This window comes from Mycolicibacterium agri (assembly GCF_002553505.1).
GTDB lineage: Bacteria > Actinomycetota > Actinomycetes > Mycobacteriales > Mycobacteriaceae > Mycobacterium > Mycobacterium agri.
This window is the reverse complement of record NZ_PDCP01000057.1, coordinates 15,248-37,104: the sequence shown is the minus strand read 5'-3', so window position 1 is coordinate 37,104 and position 21,857 is coordinate 15,248. Positions and strand designations below refer to the sequence as shown.

Here is a 21,857-nt window from a genome sequence, read left to right as displayed (position 1 = left end):
ACCCCCACCCACACCACGAACACTCACCCTCAGCCACATCGCCACCCACATCACCATCAACCTCAACCACTACAAAGCCGCATAACAGCGCGGGAGATGTCGAGAGAGATACCGAGATGCGACCAGCGAGAACGGCGGGCTATGCGCCTCCGCCCCACCTCTCGCCGGGCTTCATCGTGGGTCCCTCGGTCGGCGCGAAGCGCCAGTTGTCGGGATTCTTCTGCGAATAGACGACCGGGAAAAGCTGACCCATGGTCGGCCAGTCGTTGACGTCGGCCTCGAGGCGTTGGTACACGACGTGTTCGTTGACGGTGGGGCCGTTGATGACGCCGGTGACGGTCACGTACTGCGGACCCGTCACACCCTCAGGGCGCGGGCTGACGCCGGTGACCAGCAGTGTGCCCTCCAATGCGCCCCCGGAGATGCCGCGCCGCCGCATGATCCAAGGCCCGGCGACCACGACGATCGCCCCGATCAGCAGAAGCAGCAGCGCGAATTCCCACACACGGCCCATGGTAGGACTGCTGCCATGACACCGTCCGGGGTATGCCGGTGCTGGACATGAGTCTTACGATCAGTGTTCGTAATGGTCGATGAGGGCGACTTTTTCGGCCGACGCGCTGCGTACGTCGAATTCGTAGGCCAACCATTCCTTGGCCAATCTGCGCGCCAGTTCAAGTCCTATCACCCGCTGGCCGAAGCACAGAACCTGCGCATTATTGGAAAGCACTGACCGCTCGACAGAAAAGCTATCGTGTGCGGTTACGGCGCGGACTCCGGGCACCTTGTTGGCGCTGATCGCAACGCCGAGACCGGTGCCGCACACGAGAAGCGCGCGGTCAGCCCTGCCCTCGACGATCATCCGAGCGGCCGCGACGGCGATGTGCGGATAAGCCCTACATTCGTCCGCGCCGACCCCGACATCAGTGACCTCAGCGACGCGCCTATCCTCGCGGAGGTCACCTTTAAGCGCTTCCTTGTATTGGTACCCGGCTTCGTCCGAGCCGACCACAATTCGTAAAGCCATGTCAACAATCCCGCTTCGGGGTGAGAACGAAGCAGTCTGCGACAACTCGCGCACACATAGCCAGCGACGTGGCCCCAGGATCCGGCGTTCCGACGCTGCGCTCGGCAAGCGGGCGGGCGCGCCCTATCTTGGGCCGCAGATCCGCGGTCGCCTTTGCAGCTTCCCCGGCGACCCCGGCAGCAGCGGTCCACGCTTGAGACCACGGTTGACCGTCATCGACCAGACGCTGCAATTCCTCGACGAACGGAAGCATTGCGTCGAGCATCGTCTTGTCGCCGGGCGCGGCACCCCCGAGGTGTTTCACCGCGTCGTAGCCAGCGCGCATCGCCGCCGCGATGGTTGCCGAATCGGGAATCCCTATGTCGCCCAGACGTTCCCCGATAGCCGATAGCATCGAGCCCCACAGCACACCCGACGTTCCGCCCGCCTCTGCTGCCCAGCGGGCTCCAGCCGCGATCAGAACCGAACCCTGGCCCGCTCCGGCTTCGACGGCCATGTTTGCCGCCTCTCGGGCGGCCGACGAGCCCTTCACCATGCCGCGGCCGTGGTCGCCATCACCAGCTACGGCGTCGATGCGACCCAATTCATCCTCGGCATCGGCAAGCATCTTCGCCACCGCATCAAGCGCCTGTGCTACGTACTGACCTCCGAGGCGCCCAGCGTCGTCAGACAACTGGGACAGCTGCCGGGCGGGTGCTGCCGCCTCGTACTGGACGGCGCTACGCACAGCACCATCGTCTGTCATAGCTGCACCCTTACGGTAGGCGGGCGTGTCGGCCGGTGCGCACCAATACTTTTCGAGTTCGTCGTTCAGCCACATGACTGTCAACGAACAACCTGCCATGTCCAGGCTCGTAACCAGCTCCCCGACCTCCGGTTCGACGACCTCGTAGCCGCGAACCCGCAGAAGCCGCGCCACCGCGCCCCAGACAACAAACAGTTCTTCGTATTTGGTCCGACCCAGTCCATTTAGAATCACCGCTATTCGCTTAGTGCCGCCGCGTGGCGCGTCGCCTAACACTCCGTCGACCAGCGCCTCAGCCAAACCCTCGGCGCCAGGTAGCGGTTCCTCTGAGATGCCCGGCTCACCGTGGATCCCGAGGCCCACGCCCATCTTCCCCTGCGGAACGGTGAACAACGGGGAGTCTGCACCGGGCAAGGTGCACCCTCCAAAGGCCACTCCGAGCGTGCGAGTCGCCGCGTTCGCATCGGCTGCCACGCGGATGACATTGCGCAAGTCAAGGCCGGCTTCCGCAGCCGCACATGCACATTTGAATACGGTGAAGTCACCGGCGATGCCGCGCCTTTGCGCCTCCTCGCCCTCTGGCGCACTGGCGATGTCGTCAGTCACGACGAGGTAGTGCGCGTCGATTCCTTCGCGGCGGAGCTGGTCGACAGCAAGGCTGAAATTCATGACGTCGCCGGCGTAGTTGCCGGTGATCAGCAGCACGCCCGAATCCCCATGGCAGGCACGGGCCACTGAGCTCGCATCTTCAGACGAAGGCGAGGTGAAGATGTTGCCGACGACCGCACCGTCGGCGAAACCGGGACCAACGGTTCCACAGAACGCCGGATAGTGGCCCGATCCGCCACCGATCACCACCGCCACCTTTCCCGGTCTGGTCTTACGCGTCCGTACCACTCCCCCTGGGACCGCGACGACGTAACGGGCGTGCGCATCAAGGAATCCGACCAGCATGTCGTCGGTGAATCGGGCCGGGTCGTTGAACAGGTGTGTCATCGCGCTGACCTCTCGATTCGCGGCATATCCATTGACAAGGTTTTAGTTGTCTGACATCTTACATCTATGAGTCAAGGGTTCGGCATGCGCCGTGAGCAGCGGCAATTGCTCTCCGAAGAGGTGCGGCAGCAACTCGCCACCGAGATAAACAACGGCACATACGCGCCGAACGAGAAGCTGCCCGCCGAACCAGAATTCGCGAGGCGTTACGGCATCAGCCGGCCGACGCTGCGGGAGATTCTCAGCGGCCTCGAGCGTGACGGATTGATCCGTCGCGTGCATGGCGTCGGGACCTTTGTAACGCCCAAGCGAACGCGCGTGCACAGTGTCCTCGATCTCGATATCGGAGTCACCGAGGCCGTCACGGCCGCCAAAGCCAATTTGAACGTCGAAGTCATCGAGGCGAAGGTCGGGCGGATCAGCCCGTGGATCATCGCCGCACTCGAACTTCCCCACGACGCTGAGGCGTTTAGGGTGGAGCGAATCATCCGAGTCGACGGAGTGCCTGCGACGCACGGCTTCGACGTGATCCCGCTCGACATTCTTGAGGCAGCCAGCTCACCCGTCTATGACGGCGGGTCGATCTATCAGTTTTTGGAACGCCAATGTGGCGTCCATCTTGTTGGCGGCGTCGCCGAGATTACGCCGGTTCTCGCCAGCGTCCGCCTGGCCAAAATGCTGGATTGCCCGCGCAACAGCCCGCTTCTGCGGCTCGAGCAGACTGAACGGTCGGCATCCGGTGTTCCGGTCCTGCTTTCGCAAGAGCACTACGCCCCAGGCGTCTTCAGCCTCACCGTGCACCGACTGCGCCGCGACCGTACCGATGTGACCGGTCCGCGCAAGTCACCGGACGGGTTCTGACACACACAGAAAGAAACCTGCACTCTCCAACACCACCTTGTTGCCGAAGAGGAAGTGAGTCCTTCATGACCGACGACCAAATGTCCAGACCAAGGGAAGCAGTGACACCTGCATCCGACGAAGAAGAATTACGAGCGTTCGGTTACGAGCCGCAGCTGGAACGGTCGATGGGCGCCTGGAGTTCCTTTTCGATCTCCATCTCTTGTATGTGTGTCACTGCCGGAGTTTTCACCACCTTCGCCTACTCGCTGGGGATGGTTGGGCCTGTCTTTGTATGGACGTGGCTCATCGTGTCCATCGGCCAACTTCTCGTCGCCTTGGTACTGGCCGAGTTAGCGGGCCGCATGCCGATCAGCGGCTATGCGTATCAGTGGACTAGTCGACTGATCAACTCTCACTACGGATGGTTCGTCGGCTGGGCAGGATTGATGGCGTTCATCCCAGGCTTTACAGGACTCAACTTCGGTTTGGCGCCCGTCCTTTTGAACAGGTTGGGTATCGAGATCACCACCACGTCCACGGTCGTCGTCGTGTTGATTGTCCTAGTCTCCCAGCTAGCCATTAACCTGGCCGGTGTACGCATAGCATCGCGGATCAACAACGCAGTAGCTTTCGCTGTCGAAATCGGTCTCTCGATCATCTTGACCACGATCCTGCTCGTCGTCGGGTTCGTAACAAACCCGGTTCAGAACGTCAGCTTCTTAACCACCACCACTGTCGGAGATAGCGGCTTCGCCACGGCCATACTGCTTTCCGGTCTTCTTGCAATGTGGGTACTGACCGGCTTCGAGGGTGCCGCCGACCTCGCCGAAGAGACCAAGATGGCCACCCGCCATGTACCCAAGGCCGTGATCCGTGCACTCCTGTTCGCAATCATCGTCGGATTTCTCATGATTGTCGGACTCACCATCAACATCGACAATCTGGTCGATACGAACGCGTCTGATGTGCCAGTCTCGCACATCCTCAACACGGCGCTCGGGTCCACGGGTGCGGCGATTTTCGAATCCGTGGCGATCATTGCACTCTATGCCGGTGGTCTCGCCAATATGGCGGCTGCGAGCCGATTGATGTTCTCGCTCTCGCGCGACAACATGCTGCCAGCCTCTTCGGCATTGAAGAAGGTCTCTCCCACAACGAAATCGCCCAGCACCGCGTTGCTGGTCGTCGCTAGTTTCAGTCTGGCTTTGGTGCTCCTTGGCAGCTACGGGTCGTCAGAGGCCATGGCACTCATCGTCGGCATGGCAGCACTGGGTTACTACACCGTTTACGGCCTGACGGTGATCGCCGTCCTCATCGCGTCGCGTAACGGATCACTGCCGAAGCGAACGAATTTTGACCTTGGACGATATGCGGAAGTCGTTCGCGTCGCCGCCCTGCTGTGGACGATCTTCGTCGTCGGATGCCTGACTGTGCCTGCACTGAACCATCAAACGGCACTGACAGCCGGAGTGTTCTTCGTTCTGGCCGGCATCTGGTACATGACGATCCTCCGAAACCGAATCAATCGAGAACAAGCGGGCGTACCCCAGGGAGGCGCAATCCGGTGAGTCAGACAGTCGACCGCTTCGTCAAGACGACATTTCGCAACGCTGCACCGTACAACGCTGAACATCACGATTTCGCCTGGCAGCATCGCCAGCTCGCGAGAATGATGTCTAACGAGTGTCCGATACCGCCGTCCGAGGGAGTCCGGGCGGCGGTGCGGGAAGCATTCGACGTGGGACACCTCTACCCATATTCAGGCAAGGACCTGGTGGCCGCGCTGGCGGAGTACAACTCCGTGCCGCCGGAATCGATCGTCCTCGGCAATGGCTCCACTGAGGTACTCGATGTCCTGGTGCGGTTGCTGGTCGGCCCTGGCGACGAGACGATCATCGCCACACCCACCTATGCGTTCTTCGAAAGCCAGACGCGCATCTATGGCGGCGCACCAAAGGCCGTGCCGTTGACATCGTCGTGGGATCTGGACGTCGAAGCCATGCTTTCTGCCATCACGGAGCGAACGAAAGCCATCTTCCTTTGTAGTCCCAACAATCCGACCGGAAAAGGTTGGCGTAGAGACCAGTTGGTTCGCCTGCTCGACACTGGTATCCCCGTCGTGGTCGACCAGGCGTACCTGGAGTGCGGCTACGCCGAATCATTCGCTCCCCTTGTCTCATGCCATCCAAACCTCGTCATCGCGCGGACCATGTCGAAAGGATTCGGGCTGGCGGCACTGCGCGTCGGCTATTTGATCGGTGATCCGGAGCTGATCGACATCGTCCAGCGAGTCCGAATTCCATTCAGTATCAGCCTGATGGCGATCTGGGGCTGCCTACAGGCACTTGCCGAGCCGGAAGAGCTAAGGCGGCGGCGCGAGTTCATCAGCTCGGAAGCTGATCGACTGCACGCGGCGATGCAGCAGATGGAGGGTGTGAAGTCGTACCCGTCCGACGGCAACTTCGTACTGGCTGATATCTCCGCGTCCGGTCGGTCGGTGTCCGATGTGGTCGACGCGCTCCTCGCCGAGGACATATTGATCAGGGCCATGGGCGCCCACGGCCTCAAAGGATCGCACGTGCGGGTGACGGTCGGAACCACCGAGCAGAATGACAGGTTCCTCAAGCTGTTCGAAGAACTCTTGCTGCCGCCGGCCATGCCTCGGTTGAGCCACCGGGGCGAAGGGAGGCTTACTTGAGCCCGCATTTCTTGGCGTTCGACATCGGCACCAGCGGTGTGAAGGCCGTGGTTGTTGATGCCGACGGCGCACTGCTGGACAGCGCCTACCGCGGCTACGGCATTCAGACAGTCAATGATGCCGTCGACCAGGATCTTGACCTGATTATCTCGTCGGCGCTAGACGCCGCCGAGGAGTTGCTGGGCCGGGTGCGAAGTAACCACGGCGCCTCCGTTTCTATTGAGGGAATCAGCGTCACTGCCCAAATGTTCAATCTCGTGGCTGTCGACGAATCAGGTAAACCGCTGCTTCCGATGATCAGCTGGCTGGACCAACGAGCGGAGGGTGCTGCGCGGGCGCTTGCCGAAATTGTGCCGCCCAGTACACAGTTCAAGCGCTTCTCCGCGGTGCTATCCGCCAAGGACATCCTCCCCAAGATCCTCTGGCTGCGAAACAACCGACCCGAGGTGTATGCCAGCACGGCAAAGCTGTTGGACTGCAAGGAAGCTGTCGTACTGTATCTGACGGGCGAGGCGGTAACCGATCATGCTGGGGCCTCGGCGTACCGGCTGTACGCCCACCACAGCCGCGGCTGGGACCGCGGGGCGTGTGAAGCTGCGGGTATAGACCCGGACAAGCTTCCCGCTGTTCGCAATGCCACCGATGTGGCCGGTCCACTGGTGCCCGATGTCGCTCGTCGGCTGGGCTTGCCCGCCGACACACCCGTTTACGTCGGCGTGGGTGACGTTCCTGCGAGCCAGTTAGGTTCTGGCGCAGTTGATCCCGGCGATCTACATGTCAGCCTGGGCACGGCGGTGTACTTCGGCCTGATGATGTCCGAGCGCCGCGTCGATCCACGTCACCGGCTAGGACCGCTCGCGCACGCCGACGCCCAGCGGTGGATCCTCTGGCTCGAAATCGCCACGGGGGGAGCCGCGCTCACCTGGGCACTGCGCATGCTCGGACTCGGCGAACCCGGGTCGGTGGACTACACACGGGTGGAACGCATGGTGGAGGACAGTGCGGACGACATGGACGGTCTGTTGTTCGCCCCCTGGCTCAGCGGGGAACGTGTCCCCGTATTCGACGACGCAGCCCGTGCCTCGTTCATCGGCCTCGGCTTGCACCACACACCGGGCCATATCTTGCGCGCTGTCATGGAGGGCGTCGCCTTTCAGATGCGATGGGCATTGCAATACGGCCTTGAATACGGAGAGGACGTGAAGAGGATCCGCGCAGTGGGCGGCGGATCGATGGGGTCGGTCTGGATGCAGATCATTGCGGACGTCCTGGAGCGTCCGCTGGAAGTCATCGCCGAACCCCAGGATGCCGGCGCGATCGGCGCAGCGGCTTGTGCCATCGTCGGACGTGGTGCCAAGCCCAACTATTCGTTCCTCGCCGGTCGCGCGACTGTCACCCGAAGGTATCTGCCTCATCCGGACCGTTCGCTCGAATACTGCGCCCGCTATGCCCAGTACCAACGGCTCTACGACGCGCTCTATCCGATCTACCACCAAACAGGAAATGAGGCTCGACTGTGACCGACCGTCGCTGCGTGGTGTTCGATCTCGACGGGGTACTGGTTATGTCCGAGCACTTGTGGGAGCAAGGCTGGAAAGCTATGTCGGCCGACCACGGCTACACCTGGCTGGCAGAGGACACCAAAGCTTGTCAGGGCAAGAGCGTCCCCGAATGGGCACACTACCTCAGCGAACGCACCGGCATGGACGAGCATGCCGCAGCGGACGGTGTCATCGAGATGGTTGGCGAAGCCTATGACCGCGGCGAGGTTTCGCTGATCGACGGCGCCCTGGAACTGGTGCAGGCTGCAGCGACGCGAGTGCCGATAGCGCTCGCCTCGTCGGCGCCCCGCACAATCATCGACCGGGTGATGGCGACGACGCCGGTCGGCGAGTACTTCCGCGCGACGGTATCCAGCGCCGAGGTAGCCGCGGGCAAGCCAGCGCCCGACGTCTACCAGGAGGCGGTTGCCAGGTTGGGGGCAATTAGCGAAGGCAGCTACGCAGTGGAGGATTCGAGCAACGGCATCCGCGCCGCCGCAGCGGCGGGACTCACGGTTCTGGGAATCGAACATCCCCTGTATCCGGTGGACCGCGACGCTTCAGACCGCGCCGCCGGCGTCTTTCACAGCCTCGAAGATGTCACCGCCGTGCTGATGAGTTTTCTCGACGAGCGCTAGCTTCGCCTTCGGTAGATCCAGCGAACCAAGAGTTGACCAAAATAGGCCTTCGATCCGTTGCTGCTGTTATGCCCTGAAATCTGTCGTAAGCGGGCGTGGTAGTACTGCTGCCATGACCTCGGACGGAAATGACATTTCGCTCGCCCTGGAACTTGCCGACGCCGCCGACGCATTGACGATGGACAGATTCGGCGCACTCGACCTTCACATAGACACCAAACCGGATCTGACGCCGGTGACCGACGCAGACAGATCTGCCGAGCAGATGCTGCGTTCTTCGCTGGTGACGCGCCGACCCGACGACTCGGTCTTCGGCGAAGAATTCGGGGGGGCGCCAAGCTTCACGGGCAGGCAGTGGGTGCTCGATCCGATCGACGGGACGAAGAACTTCGTCCGCGGCGTCCCGGTGTGGTGCACGCTGATCGCTTTATTAATAGACGGCTCACCCGTCGCCGGTGTCATTAGCGCGCCTGCCTTACGGCGACGGTGGTGGGCAAGTCTGGGTCAAGGAGCGTTTACGTCGTTTGGCGAGAAGACGCGGCGCATTTCAGTCTCCGGCGTCGACGATATCGGCTCGGCAAGCCTGTCATTCTCCGACCTTACCGGGTGGGGTGAGCGCCGATCGCGTTTCCTCGACCTCACCGACGATGTCTGGCGGGTCCGCGCCTACGGCGACTTCTGGTCGCACTGCCTAGTCGCCGAGGGCGCTGTCGATATCGCGGTCGAACCCGAGCTCAATCCGTGGGACCTCGCGCCGATCGACATCCTGATCCGCGAGGCGGGCGGCAGGTTCACCAATTTCGCCGGCCAGCCCGGCCCCCATGGCGGCAGCGCGGTGGCCACCAACGGACTGCTGCACGACGAGGTTCTCCGCAGGCTCGACGGGCCGTAGCCCGCCGAAGCCGCCATCATTTTCGTTCGAAATTATTTGGTCAAAACCGGACCTTTGCCGCAATCGGCGCTCATGCTGTCGCACATCGGCAAAGGCAGGTTGACATGAACACATCGACTCGAACCCACGCCATCGGCAGCAGAGCGCCCAAGCTCCTCTCCGCGGGTCTGTCTTCGGCGGCAGTCGCCTTCGGCTTCACGGCTTTCGTGGCGTCGGCCGCACCTCTGGTATGGGACATCGAAGCGTACGACGAATGCATGGGTAAGACCGTTCGCGACGCTAACCAGTGCTGCGTCGACTCCGGCGGTGTCCCGACCGACGAACCGCTCGAGGACGGGAAGGGTCAGAAGTGTTCGTCGCCTCCCGCCGAGCTTTCCGTCGGCGACCCCCAACCGGTACCCGGTCCGAAGCTGCCCCCGGGCGTGGTGCTGGCGCCGGGGAGCCTTCCAACGGCGGTAGGTACCGGCTAACTATGTGAGTCACCTAACAGGTGATTTCTATCTTACTCTGGAGTAAGATACGGTCATCGGCACTCCTACAAAACGAGGCTGCACACGATGACCAACACAATCGACCGCAAGTCTGACGGCGCCCCGAAGCGCAACGGCCGGGCCCCGAAGCGCAATGGCCAGGAGAGCGCCGTCGGACTGCACAAGTTCAAGCGCACTCCCACCGATATCGGGTTGGCGTTGATCACGCCCCTTGTCGGGCAGGAGTTCCTGGACAAGTACAAACTCCGCGATCCGCTGAACCGCGGGCTCAAGTACGGCGTCAAGCAGGTGTTCTCGGCCGCGGGCGCCACCAACCGTCAGTTCAAGAAGATCACCGGATCGAAGAGCGGCCCGACCCGCCTGAAGACCACCGGCTCGGACTACTTCGACCTGACGCCCGATGACGAGCAGAAGATGATCGTCGACACCGTCAGCGAATTCGCCAAGGAGATGCTGCGGCCGGCCGCTCGCGAAGCCGACGACAACGCGAGCTACCCACCCGATCTCGTCGCCAAGGCCAACGAGCTGGGTATTACCGCGATCAACATCCCCGAGGATTTCGACGGCATCGCCGAACACCGCGCAGCGGTGACCAATTCGTTGGTCGCAGAGGCACTCTCCTATGGCGACATGGGACTGGCGTTACCGATCCTGGCGCCCGCCGGGGTCGCGTCGGCCCTCACGCGTTGGGGCAGCGCCGACCAGCAGGCCACTTATCTCAAGGAGTTCGCGGGCGACAACGTGCCCCAGGCCTGCGTTGCGATCGCCGAGCCGCAGCCGCTGTTTGACCCGACGTCGCTGAAGACCACCGCCGTCCGGAGCCCGAGCGGATACCGCCTCGATGGCACCAAGTCCTTGGTGGTGGCTGCCAAGGACGCCGAATTGTTCATCGTGGCAGCGCAATTGAACGGCAAGCCGGCGTTGTTCATCGTCGAGTCGTCGACGAAGGGGCTGAGCGTCAAGCCCGACCCGAGCATGGGCATCCGGGCCGCCGCGCTCGGTCGGGTCGAACTCGACAGCGTCACCGTGCCGCTGTCGGCCCGCCTCGGCGAGGACGGCGCGACCGATCAAGACTACTCCGACGCTCTGGCGCTGGCGCGGCTCGGCTGGGCCTCGCTCGCAGTCGGCACCGCCCACGCGGTGCTCGACCACGTCGTGCCCTACGTCAAGGAGCGCCACGCCTTCGGCGAGCCGATCGCCCACCGCCAGTCCGTCGCATTCATGTGCGCCAACATCGCGATCGAACTCGACGGCCTGCGGCTGATCACCTGGCGTGGCGCATCGCGCGCCGACCAGGGTCTGTCGTTCGCGCGTGAGGCCGCGCTTGCCAAGCGGATGGGCACCGACAGGGGCATGCAGATCGGCTCCGACGGCGTGCAGCTGCTGGGCGGCCACGGCTACACAAAGGAACACCCGGTCGAACGCTGGTACCGCGACTTACGCGCGATCGGCGTCGCCGAGGGCGTCGTGGTCATCTAGGGAACGGAAAAGACTGTCATGACAATCAATCTGGAGCTCCCCCGCAAGCTGAATGCGGTGATCGAGAAGGCCCATCAGGGCGCCGCCGAGATGCTACGACCGATCTCGCGCAAGTGGGATCTGCGCGAGCACGAATATCCTGTCGAGCTCGACACCCTGGCCACCCTGTTCGAGGGCATCTCGGAGGCGAAGACCATCCCGTTCGCCGGCGCCGAGGCGTTCCGCGACGGCGAGGAGGCCAAGGAGACCAATCACAACGGCGCCAACATGTCGGCCGTGCTCAACGTGATGGAAATCAGTTGGGGCGACGTGGCATTGATGCTGTCAGTGCCGCGGCAGGGACTCGGTAACGCCGCCATCAACAGCGTCGCCACCCCCGAGCAGCTCGAGCGTCTCGGCAAGGACGTGTGGGCCGCGATGGCCATCACCGAGCCGGGCTTCGGGTCCGACTCGGCAGCCGTGTCCACCACCGCCAAACTCGACGGCGACGAATACGTCATCAACGGCGAGAAGATCTTCGTCACCGCCGGATCGCGCGCCACCCACATCGTCGTGTGGGCGACACTGGACAAGTCGAAGGGCCGGGCGGCGATCAAGTCGTTCATCGTGCCGCGTGACCATCCCGGTGTGACGGTCGAGCGGCTCGAGGATAAGCTCGGCATCAAGGCCTCCGACACCGCCGTCATCCGCTTCGACAACGTGCGGATCCCGAAGGAGAACCTCCTCGGCAGCCCGGAGATCGACGTCGAAAAGGGCTTCGGCGGGGTCATGGAGACCTTCGACAACACCCGCCCCGTCGTCGCCGCGATGGCCGTCGGCATCGCCCGCGCCGCCCTCGAGGAACTGCGCAAGATCCTCGAGAACGCCGGCGTGGAGATCTCCTACGACAAGCCGGCGCACGCCCAGAGCGCCCCGGCCGCGGAGTTCCTGCGGATGGAGGCTGACTGGGAGGCCGGCTATCTGCTGATGGTGCGTTCGGCGTGGCAGGCCGACAACGACATCCCGAACTCCAAGGAAGCGTCGATGGGCAAGGCCAAGGCGGCGCGGGTGGCCACCGATATCACCCTCAAGGCCGTCGAATTGGCCGGTACCACAGGCTATTCGGAGGAGACCCTGCTGGAGAAGTGGGCCAGGGACTCGAAGATCCTCGACATCTTCGAGGGCACCCAGCAGATCCAGCAGCTCGTCGTCGCTCGCAGGCTGCTGGGCCTGTCGTCGGCAGAACTGAAGTAGCGCCAACGGCCGCGACGTAATGTCGGGGCATGGATAGCTTTCAGGCACTGGTCGCCCGCCAGAACGACGACCGCATCGACTGCACGGTCGAGACTCTGCAAGAAGCTGACCTCCCGCCCGGTGAGGTGACGGTCCGCGTCGCCTATTCCAGCGTCAACTACAAGGACGCGCTGGCGGTGACGCCCCACGGCGGTGTGGTACGCAACTATCCGGTCGTGCCCGGCATCGACCTCACCGGCGAAGTGGTGGCCTCGGAGTCCCCGGACTTCGCCGTCGGCGACGCAGTCCTCGCCCACGGCTACGAGATCGGCACCGGGCGCCACGGCGGCTACGCCGAATACGCGCGGCTGCCCGCGGACTGGGTCGTCGCGCTCGGCTCGTTGAGCCCCTACGACGGCGCCACCATCGGCACCGCGGGCTTCACCGCCGCGATGAGCGTGCAGGCGCTGATCGACTGGGGCATCAAGCCCGACGACGGCCCGATCGTCGTGACCGGCGCGACCGGCGGCGTCGGCTCCGTCGCCGTCGACCTGCTCGCCGCGGCCGGCTACGAGGTGGTCGCGTCCACCGGCAAGGCTGAGGCGGCCGACCGGCTCAAGGCGCTGGGCGCCGCCGACGTCATCGGCCGACTGCCCGAAGACCCCGACGCCAAGCCTCGCCCGCTGGGCAAGACCCGTTGGGCAGGGGCGGTGGACTGCGTCGGCGGCAAGACCTTGGCCGACGTGCTGAGCACGGTGAAATACGGCGGCGCAGTGGCCGCGAGCGGTCTGACCGGTGGCGCGAGCCTGAACACCACCGTGATGCCGTTCATCCTGCGCGGCGTGTCGCTGCTTGGCATGGACTCGGTGCAGATGCCGATCGAGCCACGCCGCCGGCTCTGGGCGAAGCTGGGCGGCGAGCTTCGCCCGCAACATCTTTCAGACATCTCCAATGACGTCGACATCAAGGACGTGGTCGGGGTGCTCGACGAGATCCGCGCAGGCCGCTACTCGGGTCGTGCGGTGGTCAGGGTGACAGGAGGATTCTGATGCGCCGCGCGGTCCTCGTCGGCGTGTGTGGCATGTGCGCCGTCGCGATCGCCGCCGCGCCGACGACGGCGGCCGACCCCGACAGCGGCAACACCGGTTACGAGCCATACGGCAAAGGGGTGCCGACCGTCATCTCCGGCGGCCCGGCGCCGACCATGAACGGCATCCCCTGTGTCGCAGGCCATCTCGGCACCTGCATTTCGATGGCGCAAAACCAATCCCCGCCGAGGAAACCCTCGACGGGGATCGGTCACAGTCCCACTGTCAGGCGATGACTACCCGAGGTACTTCTCCAGATCGGGCTTCATCTGCTGCAGCTGCTGACCCCAGTAGCCCCAGCTGTGCGTGCCGTAGGCCGGGAAGTTGAACACCGCATTCTTGCCGCCCGCGGCGATGTAGTTGTCGCGGAAGGTCTCGTTGGTGCGGATGGTCAGCCCCTCGAGGAAGGTCGCAGGCAGGTCAGCGCCACCCAGCTCGTTCGGGGTGCCGTTGCCGCAGTAGACCCACAGCCGCGTGTTGTTCTCCACCAACCGCGGAATCTGGACCATCGGGTCGTTGCGCTTCCACGCCGGGTCGGTCTCCGCCGGGCCCCACATCGGGCCGGTCGAGTAGCCGCCCGCGTCGCCCATCGCCATGTTGATCAGGAACGGCCACTGCCCCTCGGAGGGGTTCAGGAACGCCGACAGCGAACCGGCGTAGACGTACATCTGCGGGTGGTAAGCCGCCAGGATCATCGCGGAGTTACCCGACATCGACAGGCCGACGGCGGCGTTGCCATTCGTCGACACGCCCTTCTCAGAGGCCAGCCACTGTGGCAGTTCCTGGGTCAGGAATGTCTCCCACTTGTAGGTCTGGCAGCCGTTCTTGCCGCACGCGGGCTGATACCAGTCGGTGTAGAAGCTCGACTGGCCGCCCACCGGCATCACGATCGAAAGCGGGCTCTGGTAGTACCACTCGAACGCCTGGGTCTCCATGTCCCAGCCGTTGTAGTCGTCGCGTGCGCGCAGACCGTCAAGCAGGTACACCGCATGCGACCCGGTCCCCTTCTGGAACTGGACCTTGATGTCGCGGCCCATCGACGGGGACGGGACCATCAGATACTCAACGGGCAACCCAGGACGGGAAAACGCACCCGCGGTCGCCGATCCTCCCGCGAAACCAATGATTCCCGGCAGCAGGAGCGCCGCCAATGCGGCGACGGTCAGTCTGCGGGCCCACCGGCCCCGGATCTTGTCAACGAACGTCATAACTGCAGTCCATCCATCCTTCGGATCGCGAAACGCCTACACCACGCGAGCGAATACCGCTCCGGCACCGCAGCTGGGTAATTCACTGCGCTACCGCGCCCGCTCTAACGAGTCTGGTCGGCGTAGAGCGGACCGAGTGATTTCAGTTGTGCGTTGTTGAGTAAAACATGTGGCCAGGGCAGGACAAAGCCGGGCCGCCACCATGTTCCAATTTCGTAAGCGAAATTCCTGGTGACGGCGCCGTAAAATCTTGCGGTGTTCGCCGCCTCGCTGGACCGACCGAACCACCGTAGGGTAAGCCGTGATGGCCAGTGCTCGTGGGGCTGCTACAACCAGCCGGTTAACTGTCGACGATTGGGTCCAGGCGGGTTTCGCGCTCCTGGCTGAAGAGGGCCTCACAGCGCTGAAGGTCGACCGGCTCTGCAACCGCCTCGACGTCACAAAGGGCAGTTTCTACTGGCATTTCGCCGATATTGCCCGATATCGCACGACGCTGATCCAAGCCTGGAGTGAATTGCGCGACGACGACCGCAGCCATTTCGCCGAGCTCGCGGCATTGCCACCCAGAGAGCGGCTCTCGCAAATGATGTCGTCATTGTTGAGCACCCGGCATTGGACGCTGGAGCGGGCCATGCGCGAATGGGCTCGCAGCGACGAGGCCGTCGCCGCGAGCGTCCGTGCCGCCGACCAACGCGTGCTGGACGCGGTCCTGCAGGCGTTTCTCGATCACGGCCTGGACCCCGCCGACGCCGATCTGCGGGCCAATGCGACATTCGCCGCCGGCATCGGCTTCCTTCATCTGTCCGGCAAGATGCCGAACGCCCGCGGGGTAGCCCATGGCGAGCGCTTCCTGGACCTGATGCTGACCCGCTGAGATCGGATTTCCATACTAAAAAGTATGGTACGTTCCCGAGCATGACCGCTGCTTCGGCCACCACGCCGAGCGTCAGCCCCGAGTTCGTCGCCAACCTCGCCGAGCGCGCGCAGGAAGCCGAGGAACTGCGCAGGCTGCCCGATGCCACCCTCGACGACTACGTCGCGTCCGGCCTTCCCGAACTGTTGGTTCCCGCCCGTTACGGCGGCCTGCAGGCGCCGTGGCCGGCCATCCTCGACCCGGTCCGCCGGATGGCGCACGGCTGCCCGTCGAGCGCATGGACGCTGGGCTTTTACACCCTGCACAACTGGATGATGGCGCTGTTCAGCGCCGAAGCACAGGAGGAGGCCTTCGCCAGTCGACCGTTCCTGGCGCCCGCACCCCTCGCCCCGACCGGCCACGGGGTCGCCGTCGACGGCGGCATCCGGTTGTCGGGGCGATGGTCGTGGGCCACCGGCGTCATGCACGGCAACTGGATCATCGTCGGCGCATTGTGCGACTCCGCAGAGGATCCGGGCGGCATCTATCCCGCGTTGGCGCTGCTGCCGATCAGCGAGGTGCACATCGAGGACGTGTGGCACACCGACGGCATGTGTGCCACCGGATCCAACGACGTCGTCATCACCGACGCCTTCGTGCCCGCCCACCGACTCGTCAGGGTCACCGACATCTACAAGGGCACCGCTCCCGGCGCCGCGCTGCACGACGCCGACACCTACCGCTGGCCGATGGTGCCCGCCCTGGCGCTGTTGGCCGCGATGCCTGCGCTCGGCAGCGCCGAACGCGTCGCCGAGGTCTACGCCGAGCGGCTGTCGCAACGCGTGCTGGCCTACGAAGGCGTCGCGCAGAAGGACAAGCCCATCGCGCAGGCCCACCTCAGTGAGGCGCGGGTGCGGCTGCGGGCGTTGCGCGGACTTCTCGACGACACCGTCGGTCAGCTCGAAACCCTCGTCGCCACAGGAGATCCCGTTCCCCGACCCGTGCGCGGCGAGGCACGCCTTGCGGCCGCTCACATTGTCCGCGAGTCGCGGGCGGTCATCGGTCTGCTGCTGGCGGCCTCCGGCGCCAGCGCCCACTTCCTCGACAACCCGCTGCAGCGGATGAAGCGCGACGTCGACGTGCTGGCAGGCCATGTGGTGTTCGACTACGACACCAGCCGGGAACTCGCCGGCGCGCTCACACTGGGAATGGACATTCCACGCACCGCAATGATCTGAAATGGGGTGAGCATGGCTGGGGACCTTCGGGACCGGGTGACGAAGCTGTTCCAGAAGAACGTCGCGAATCGGTTGACGCGGGCGCTGCCCTTCCAAACCCTGCTGGAGACGACCGGACGCAAGTCGGGTCAGCCGCGCCGTACGCCGATCGGCGGCCGCAAGATCGGCAACGAATTCTGGTTCGTCTCGGAGTTCGGCGAGAACTCGCAGTACGTGAAGAACATCGAGGCCGACCCGAACGTCCGGGTCCGGTTGAACGGGCGCTGGCACAAGGGCGTCGCCCATCTGCTGCCCGACGACGACCCGCACGAACGGCTGCGCTCGCTGCCGCAGTTCAACAGCTTCGGGGTGCGCACGTTCGGCACCAAGCTGCTCACGATCCGCGTCGACCTGACCGACTGAGGGCGTTGACGCTGCGCCGGAGCAAAAAGTAAAGTCGGATTTACTTTTCTAGCCGCGCCCTGCCGTCGACGTCATTGGATTGGACCATGGAATCGTTTGTTCACCTGCGCAAAGGCGCCACCCCGAAGCGGCTGCACGCCGACCTGAATGGGCTCAAGGACGACGAGCTGGGCCGCGGCGGGTTCACCGGCCGGACGGCCAACATGTATCGCCGCAACGACCCGACCGCCTTCCGTAGCTCCGGTCCGCTGCGCCCCGTCGACGTGCTCGCCGGTGAGCTCAAACCCGGTGACGCGACCGACGCCGCAGGCGCTCCGATGCTGCTGTTCCACAACGCCGACTGCCAGATCCTGCTGTCGCGGCGCGCCGAGCCGATGCCGTTCTTCGCGCGCTACATCGACGGGGATCTGCTGTGCTTCGTGCACAAGGGCGCGGGGTTGTTCGAGACCGAGTTCGGCCCGCTGCGCTACCGCGAAGGCGACTGGATCTACCTGCCCAAGGCGTGCACGTTCCGCCAGGTGCCCGACAGCGGCGACGAGGGCGCGTCCACGCTGCTTTTGATCCAGACCACCGACGAGTTGCGGGTCCCTCCGCCGGGCACCCTCGGCAGGCACTTCCCGTTCGACCCGTCGCAGGCCGTCATCCCCGATCCCGAGCCGATGGACGCGCCGCCGCCGTCCGGCGGCGACACCTACGAGGTGCGGCTGATCCACTCCCCCGTCGACGGCGTGGCGACGACTTCGCTGTTCTACGAGCATCATCCGCTCGACGTGGAGGGGTGGCGCGGCGACAACTTCGCGTTCACGTTCAACATCGCCGACTACAACGTGGTGACCTCCGACAGCGTGCACCTGCCACCGACCGTGCACCTGTTCATGCAGGCGACCGGCGTCTACGTGATGAACTTCCTGCCCAAGCCCGCTGAAAGCGTTCCCGGCACCGAACGCACACCGTGGTATCACCGCAACGTCGACTACGACGAGATCGCGTTCTTCCACGGCGGATCGCTCTACGGCATCCCGATGCCACCCGGCCTGATTTCCCATGCGCCGCAAGGGGTTCACCACGGCGCGCCCGAGAAGGCTCGCGAACGCGCCCGGCGTAAGTTCGACGAATACGACCGTGTCGACTGGACGGTTATCGCCGTCGACACCCGTCGACGACTGGTACCGTCGGCGGACGTTTTGGCCAACGACCTGGGGCAACACTGATGACCGTCGAAGCGCCGGTGAGATACGAATACGACCGCCTCCCGTATCTCGTTGCCTACCAGAACAACTCGACTGTGCGCGACGTCTATGGCGGGGTTGCCGAACTGGTCGTGCTGGAAAGCTATCTGCTGCGGCCGAAAACGAAGCCGTCCGACACCGTTCTGGTGTTCATGCATCCGATCGGTGGCGGCGCCTACCTGCCGATGATCAACGCGCTGGCCCGCGCAGGCCACCATGTCATCTACTGCAACAGCCGTTTCCGCGGTACCGACTCCGCGCTGCTGATGGAGAAGGTGGTCGAAGACCTCGGCGAGGCCGTCAAGGACGCGAAGAACCGGTTGGGTTATTCGAAGGTGGTGCTGGCGGGTTGGAGCGGCGGTGGTTCACTGTCGGTGTTCTACCAGCAGCAGGCGCAGCATCCGACGATCACCGCCAGCCCGTCGGGCGACGGCCCCGATCTGACCAAGCTGGGCCTCATTCCCGCCGACGGCCTGATGCTGCTGGCCGCGCATGTGAGCAGGCACGGCACCTTGACCGAATGGCTGGATGCGTCGATCCTCGACGAGTCCGATCCGTCGAAACGCGATCCCGAGTTGGACCTCTACAACCCGGACAATCCCAACCAACCGCCCTACACCGAGGAGTTTCTGGCTCGCTACCGCGCCGCGCAGATCGCCCGCAATCGGCGAATCACCAAGTGGGTCAAGGACAAACTCGCAGAGCTCAAGGCGGCCGGGCGGCCCGATGACGAATTCGGCTTCGTCGTGCACGGCACCATGGCCGACCCCCGCTGGCTCGACCCCGCCGTCGATCCGAATGAACGCAAGCCGGGGACGTGCTACCTGGGCGACCCTCAGGTCGTGAACAACAGTCCCGTCGGGCTCGCTCGGTTCTGCACGCTGCGCAGCTGGCTGTCGCAGTGGAGCTACGACGACGCCAACGGCGACGCCGTCAAGTGCGGACCCGACATCGCGGTGCCGACGCTCGTGATCGGCAATCTGGCCGACGACGCATGCACACCCAGCCATACCCGCCGACTGTTCGAGGCGATCGGGCATCCTGATAAGGAGATGTACGAGATCCCCGGCGCCAACCATTACTACTCCGGACCCGAACAGCGCGGAACGCTGCGCCAGGCCGTCGGGCTGTGCACCGACTGGCTGCATCGACACGGGTTTTCGCTATGACGAGCACAGGTCCGCTCGACGGCATCCGCGTCATCGAGGTCGGCACGCTCATCTCCGGCCCCTTTGCGGGTCGGCTGCTGGGCGACATGGGCGCCGAGGTCATCAAGATCGAGCCGCCCGGGGCGCCCGACCCGCTGCGCACCTGGGGACAAGCCGAACTCGACGGCCACCACTTCTTCTGGACCGTGCACGCCCGCAACAAGAAGGCCGTCACGCTGAACCTGCGCGAGACCGCGGGCCGCGACCTGTTCCTCGACCTCGTCGAACGCTCCGACATCATCGTCGAGAACTTCCGGCCCGGCACGCTCGAGAAGTGGGGCCTTGACTACAACACGCTCAAGGGCCGCAACAAGGGCATCATCCTGGTGCGGGTCTCCGGCTACGGCCAGACCGGGCCGGACGCGCACAAAGCCGGCTACGCGTCGGTCGCCGAGGCCGTCAGCGGCCTGCGGCACATGAACGGCTTTCCCGGCGGGCCGCCGCCACGGCTCGCGCTGTCGCTCGGTGACAGCCTGGCGGGCATGTTCGCCGCACAAGGCGCGATGGCGGCGCTGTATCGACGCACCATCACCGGTGAGGGCCAGATCGTCGACGCCGCGTTGACGGAATCCTGTCTGGCCGTGCAGGAATCGACGATCCCCGACTCCGACGTCGGCGGAGTGGTGCGGGGCCCGTCCGGCACCCGGCTGGAAGGCATCGCGCCGTCGAACATCTACCGCAGCGCCGATGGCAGCTGGGTCGTCATCGCCGCGAATCAGGACACCGTGTTCCGGCGGCTGTGCGCGGCAATGGGCAAACCCGAGCTCGCCACCGACGACAGGTTCGCCAATCACAATGCCCGCGGCCGCAATCAAGACGAGCTGGACAAGATCATCGGCGACTGGGCGGCCGAACGCAGCCCCGACGAAATCATCTCGACGCTGTCGGAGGCCGGCGTGATCAGTGGCCCGATCAACACAGTGGCCGAGGTCGTCGAGGATCCGCAGCTGCGGGCCCGCGGGATGATCGCCGACCACTGGGACGAACGCGTCGAGCGCAACGTCAAGGGACCGGGTGTGGTTCCGGTGCTTTCGGACACACCGGGCACCATCCGCAACGCCGGGCCTGCGCGACCCGGCCAGCACAACGACGAGGTCTACCGGGGGCTGCTCGGCAAGACCGACGCCGAGTTGGAAAGGCTGCGAACGGAAGGCATCATATGACCGAGCTACCGGCACACGTCGACATCCGCGAGGTCGCGATGCGCGACGGACTGCAGATCGAAGCGCCGGTCCCGCTTTCGGCCAAGATGAAGATGCTCGAGGCCATCGTCGCGACGGGCGTCAAGGAGGTCGAGGCCACCGCGTTCGTGTCGCCATCCAAGGTGCCCGCACTCGCCGACGCCGCGGAATTGGCCACAGAACTGGCCAATTTCGACGGTGTGGAGTTCTGTGCGTTGGTCGCCAGCCCCAACGGTGCCAAGCGCGCGATCGCCGCAGGACTGCACTCCATCGAGTACGTGGTCTCGGCGGCCGCCGGGCACAGCCGCGCCAACGTCGGCCGGTCCACCGCCGAAGCCGTCGCGCAGATCCCCGAGATCACCGCGATCGCACACGACAGCGGGGCCACCGTCGAGGTGATCGTCGCAACCGCATGGGACTGCCCGTTCGACGGCCCGACGCCGCAGCACCGGGTGCTCGACGTCGTGAAGGCCGCCTGCGACAACGACGTTGACCGGTTGGCGATCGCCGACACCATCGGCACCACGACACCGCGGCGGGTCAGCGACCTCGTCGCCGCCGTCCGGCCGCTGATCGGCGACATCCCGCTCGGTGCGCATTTCCACAACACCCGCGGCGCGGGACTGGCAAGTGCGTACGCCGCCGTCTGCTCGGGCATCACCCGCCTCGACGCCTCGGTCGGCGGCCTCGGTGGCTGCCCGTTCGCACCCGGCGCCAGCGGCAACATCGCGACCGAAGATCTGGTGTATCTGCTGCGCGACAGCGGAGTTCACGTCGATGTCGATCTGCAGGCCGCGATCGAGGCGGCCAAAGTTGCCCAGACGGCCGTCGGCCACGGGCTGCCCAGTGCGTTGCTCCGGGCCGGCGACCGCCCCTCCGGCGAGTAGC

General features: G+C 64.6%; 22 protein-coding genes. 18 read left to right on the top strand and 4 right to left on the bottom strand.

The genetic code is table 11. The features are described from left to right. Window positions 1-139 precede the first annotated feature (139 nt). From CQY20_RS24380 to CQY20_RS24370, 3 genes are all read right to left on the bottom strand, one after another. Window positions 140-505: a hypothetical protein gene (locus CQY20_RS24380; RefSeq protein WP_097942652.1), complete on the bottom strand. Its 366-nt coding sequence runs from the start codon at window positions 503-505 to the stop codon at window positions 140-142. A 69-nt stretch (window positions 506-574) separates the two neighbouring features. Continuing rightward, window positions 575-1,027, bottom strand: coding sequence for a ribose-5-phosphate isomerase (locus tag CQY20_RS24375; RefSeq protein ID WP_097942650.1), 453 nt, complete (start codon window positions 1,025-1,027; stop codon window positions 575-577). A 1-nt stretch (window position 1,028) separates the two neighbouring features. Continuing rightward, window positions 1,029-2,768 carry a dihydroxyacetone kinase family protein gene (locus CQY20_RS24370; protein WP_097942649.1) on the bottom strand — a complete coding sequence of 580 codons (1,740 nt, stop codon included), beginning with the start codon at window positions 2,766-2,768 and terminating at the stop codon, window positions 1,029-1,031. Window positions 2,769-2,834: 66 nt separating this feature from the next. On the opposite strand from CQY20_RS24370, the gene CQY20_RS24365 reads away from it, so the two are divergent. The 11 genes from CQY20_RS24365 to CQY20_RS24315 all read left to right on the top strand — a co-directional run bounded on the left by CQY20_RS24365 (window position 2,835) and on the right by CQY20_RS24315 (window position 13,886). Continuing rightward, window positions 2,835-3,629, top strand: coding sequence for a GntR family transcriptional regulator (locus CQY20_RS24365; protein WP_097942648.1), 795 nt, complete (start codon window positions 2,835-2,837; stop codon window positions 3,627-3,629). Window positions 3,630-3,694: 65 nt separating this feature from the next. Then, window positions 3,695-5,179 carry an amino acid permease gene (locus tag CQY20_RS24360; RefSeq protein WP_097942647.1) on the top strand — a complete coding sequence of 495 codons (1,485 nt, stop codon included), beginning with the start codon at window positions 3,695-3,697 and terminating at the stop codon, window positions 5,177-5,179. Continuing rightward, window positions 5,176-6,309 (top strand): histidinol-phosphate transaminase, encoded by a 1,134-nt coding sequence (hisC, locus tag CQY20_RS24355; protein ID WP_163700509.1) that lies wholly within the window; start codon window positions 5,176-5,178, stop codon window positions 6,307-6,309. The genes CQY20_RS24360 and hisC overlap by 4 nt, the downstream gene beginning before the upstream one ends. Next, on the top strand, window positions 6,306-7,829 hold the full coding sequence (locus CQY20_RS24350; protein WP_097942645.1) for a xylulokinase: 1,524 nt from the start codon (window positions 6,306-6,308) through the stop codon (window positions 7,827-7,829). Before hisC ends, CQY20_RS24350 begins: the two co-directional genes overlap by 4 nt. Next, window positions 7,826-8,488, top strand: a complete 663-nt coding sequence (locus CQY20_RS24345) for an HAD family hydrolase (RefSeq protein ID WP_218039261.1) — start codon at window positions 7,826-7,828, stop codon at window positions 8,486-8,488. Before CQY20_RS24350 ends, CQY20_RS24345 begins: the two co-directional genes overlap by 4 nt. A 112-nt stretch (window positions 8,489-8,600) precedes the next feature. Then, window positions 8,601-9,380, top strand: a complete 780-nt coding sequence (gene hisN, locus CQY20_RS24340) for a histidinol-phosphatase (protein WP_097942644.1) — start codon at window positions 8,601-8,603, stop codon at window positions 9,378-9,380. A 104-nt stretch (window positions 9,381-9,484) separates the two neighbouring features. Beyond that, entirely contained in the window at window positions 9,485-9,850 is a 366-nt protein-coding gene (locus CQY20_RS24335; protein ID WP_097942643.1) for a hypothetical protein, read from the top strand. 87 nt (window positions 9,851-9,937) lie between these two features. Further along, the gene (locus CQY20_RS24330; RefSeq protein ID WP_097942642.1) at window positions 9,938-11,350 is read left to right on the top strand and encodes an acyl-CoA dehydrogenase family protein; all 1,413 of its coding nucleotides are present in this window, start codon (window positions 9,938-9,940) and stop codon (window positions 11,348-11,350) included. An 18-nt stretch (window positions 11,351-11,368) separates the two neighbouring features. Beyond that, window positions 11,369-12,583, top strand: coding sequence for an acyl-CoA dehydrogenase family protein (locus CQY20_RS24325; protein WP_097942641.1), 1,215 nt, complete (start codon window positions 11,369-11,371; stop codon window positions 12,581-12,583). A 29-nt stretch (window positions 12,584-12,612) separates the two neighbouring features. After that, window positions 12,613-13,611 (top strand): oxidoreductase, encoded by a 999-nt coding sequence (locus tag CQY20_RS24320; RefSeq protein ID WP_097942640.1) that lies wholly within the window; start codon window positions 12,613-12,615, stop codon window positions 13,609-13,611. Continuing rightward, a complete protein-coding gene (locus tag CQY20_RS24315) occupies window positions 13,611-13,886 on the top strand; it encodes a hypothetical protein (RefSeq protein ID WP_097942639.1) in 276 nt (91 codons plus the stop codon). The genes CQY20_RS24320 and CQY20_RS24315 overlap by 1 nt, the downstream gene beginning before the upstream one ends. Here the strand turns inward: CQY20_RS24315 and CQY20_RS24310 are convergent, their stop codons facing one another. Then, on the bottom strand, window positions 13,887-14,858 hold the full coding sequence (locus CQY20_RS24310) for an esterase family protein (RefSeq protein WP_097942638.1): 972 nt from the start codon (window positions 14,856-14,858) through the stop codon (window positions 13,887-13,889). A 304-nt stretch (window positions 14,859-15,162) separates the two neighbouring features. Here CQY20_RS24310 and CQY20_RS24305 point away from each other — a divergent pair, with 304 nt between their 5' ends. The 7 genes from CQY20_RS24305 to CQY20_RS24275 all read left to right on the top strand — a co-directional run bounded on the left by CQY20_RS24305 (window position 15,163) and on the right by CQY20_RS24275 (window position 21,856). Further along, on the top strand, window positions 15,163-15,732 hold the full coding sequence (locus CQY20_RS24305) for a TetR/AcrR family transcriptional regulator (protein WP_097942637.1): 570 nt from the start codon (window positions 15,163-15,165) through the stop codon (window positions 15,730-15,732). A gap of 41 nt (window positions 15,733-15,773) precedes the next feature. Further along, a complete protein-coding gene (locus CQY20_RS24300) occupies window positions 15,774-16,949 on the top strand; it encodes an acyl-CoA dehydrogenase family protein (RefSeq protein ID WP_097942636.1) in 1,176 nt (391 codons plus the stop codon). Between the two features lie 12 nt (window positions 16,950-16,961). Further along, complete coding sequence (locus tag CQY20_RS24295) at window positions 16,962-17,351, top strand: nitroreductase/quinone reductase family protein (protein ID WP_097942635.1); 390 nt, start codon at window positions 16,962-16,964, stop codon at window positions 17,349-17,351. A gap of 86 nt (window positions 17,352-17,437) precedes the next feature. Beyond that, a complete protein-coding gene (locus tag CQY20_RS24290; protein WP_097942634.1) occupies window positions 17,438-18,562 on the top strand; it encodes a homogentisate 1,2-dioxygenase in 1,125 nt (374 codons plus the stop codon). Continuing rightward, entirely contained in the window at window positions 18,562-19,749 is a 1,188-nt protein-coding gene (locus tag CQY20_RS24285; RefSeq protein ID WP_097942633.1) for an alpha/beta hydrolase family protein, read from the top strand. The genes CQY20_RS24290 and CQY20_RS24285 overlap by 1 nt, the downstream gene beginning before the upstream one ends. Beyond that, window positions 19,746-20,951: a CaiB/BaiF CoA transferase family protein gene (locus CQY20_RS24280; RefSeq protein WP_097942632.1), complete on the top strand. Its 1,206-nt coding sequence runs from the start codon at window positions 19,746-19,748 to the stop codon at window positions 20,949-20,951. The genes CQY20_RS24285 and CQY20_RS24280 overlap by 4 nt, the downstream gene beginning before the upstream one ends. Continuing rightward, the gene (locus CQY20_RS24275; protein ID WP_097942631.1) at window positions 20,948-21,856 is read left to right on the top strand and encodes a hydroxymethylglutaryl-CoA lyase; all 909 of its coding nucleotides are present in this window, start codon (window positions 20,948-20,950) and stop codon (window positions 21,854-21,856) included. Before CQY20_RS24280 ends, CQY20_RS24275 begins: the two co-directional genes overlap by 4 nt. Window position 21,857 lies beyond the last annotated feature (1 nt).

What these genes read in the sequence shown, in the direction of transcription:
- CQY20_RS24300 (WP_097942636.1), top strand. Translation starts at nt 15,774, where the DNA reads ATGACCGCTGCTTCGGCCACCACGCCGAGCGTCAGCCCCGAGTTCGTC.
- CQY20_RS24375 (WP_097942650.1), bottom strand. Translation starts at nt 1,027, where the DNA reads ATGGCTTTACGAATTGTGGTCGGCTCGGACGAAGCCGGGTACCAATAC.
- hisN (WP_097942644.1), top strand. Translation starts at nt 8,601, where the DNA reads ATGACCTCGGACGGAAATGACATTTCGCTCGCCCTGGAACTTGCCGAC.
- CQY20_RS24320 (WP_097942640.1), top strand. Translation starts at nt 12,613, where the DNA reads ATGGATAGCTTTCAGGCACTGGTCGCCCGCCAGAACGACGACCGCATC.
- CQY20_RS24275 (WP_097942631.1), top strand. Translation starts at nt 20,948, where the DNA reads ATGACCGAGCTACCGGCACACGTCGACATCCGCGAGGTCGCGATGCGC.
- CQY20_RS24290 (WP_097942634.1), top strand. Translation starts at nt 17,438, where the DNA reads ATGGAATCGTTTGTTCACCTGCGCAAAGGCGCCACCCCGAAGCGGCTG.
- CQY20_RS24280 (WP_097942632.1), top strand. Translation starts at nt 19,746, where the DNA reads ATGACGAGCACAGGTCCGCTCGACGGCATCCGCGTCATCGAGGTCGGC.
- CQY20_RS24310 (WP_097942638.1), bottom strand. Translation starts at nt 14,858, where the DNA reads ATGACGTTCGTTGACAAGATCCGGGGCCGGTGGGCCCGCAGACTGACC.
- CQY20_RS24360 (WP_097942647.1), top strand. Translation starts at nt 3,695, where the DNA reads ATGACCGACGACCAAATGTCCAGACCAAGGGAAGCAGTGACACCTGCA.
- CQY20_RS24305 (WP_097942637.1), top strand. Translation starts at nt 15,163, where the DNA reads ATGGCCAGTGCTCGTGGGGCTGCTACAACCAGCCGGTTAACTGTCGAC.
- CQY20_RS24365 (WP_097942648.1), top strand. Translation starts at nt 2,835, where the DNA reads ATGAGTCAAGGGTTCGGCATGCGCCGTGAGCAGCGGCAATTGCTCTCC.
- CQY20_RS24335 (WP_097942643.1), top strand. Translation starts at nt 9,485, where the DNA reads ATGAACACATCGACTCGAACCCACGCCATCGGCAGCAGAGCGCCCAAG.
- CQY20_RS24325 (WP_097942641.1), top strand. Translation starts at nt 11,369, where the DNA reads ATGACAATCAATCTGGAGCTCCCCCGCAAGCTGAATGCGGTGATCGAG.
- CQY20_RS24285 (WP_097942633.1), top strand. Translation starts at nt 18,562, where the DNA reads ATGACCGTCGAAGCGCCGGTGAGATACGAATACGACCGCCTCCCGTAT.
- CQY20_RS24315 (WP_097942639.1), top strand. Translation starts at nt 13,611, where the DNA reads ATGCGCCGCGCGGTCCTCGTCGGCGTGTGTGGCATGTGCGCCGTCGCG.
- CQY20_RS24330 (WP_097942642.1), top strand. Translation starts at nt 9,938, where the DNA reads ATGACCAACACAATCGACCGCAAGTCTGACGGCGCCCCGAAGCGCAAC.
- CQY20_RS24295 (WP_097942635.1), top strand. Translation starts at nt 16,962, where the DNA reads ATGGCTGGGGACCTTCGGGACCGGGTGACGAAGCTGTTCCAGAAGAAC.
- CQY20_RS24370 (WP_097942649.1), bottom strand. Translation starts at nt 2,768, where the DNA reads ATGACACACCTGTTCAACGACCCGGCCCGATTCACCGACGACATGCTG.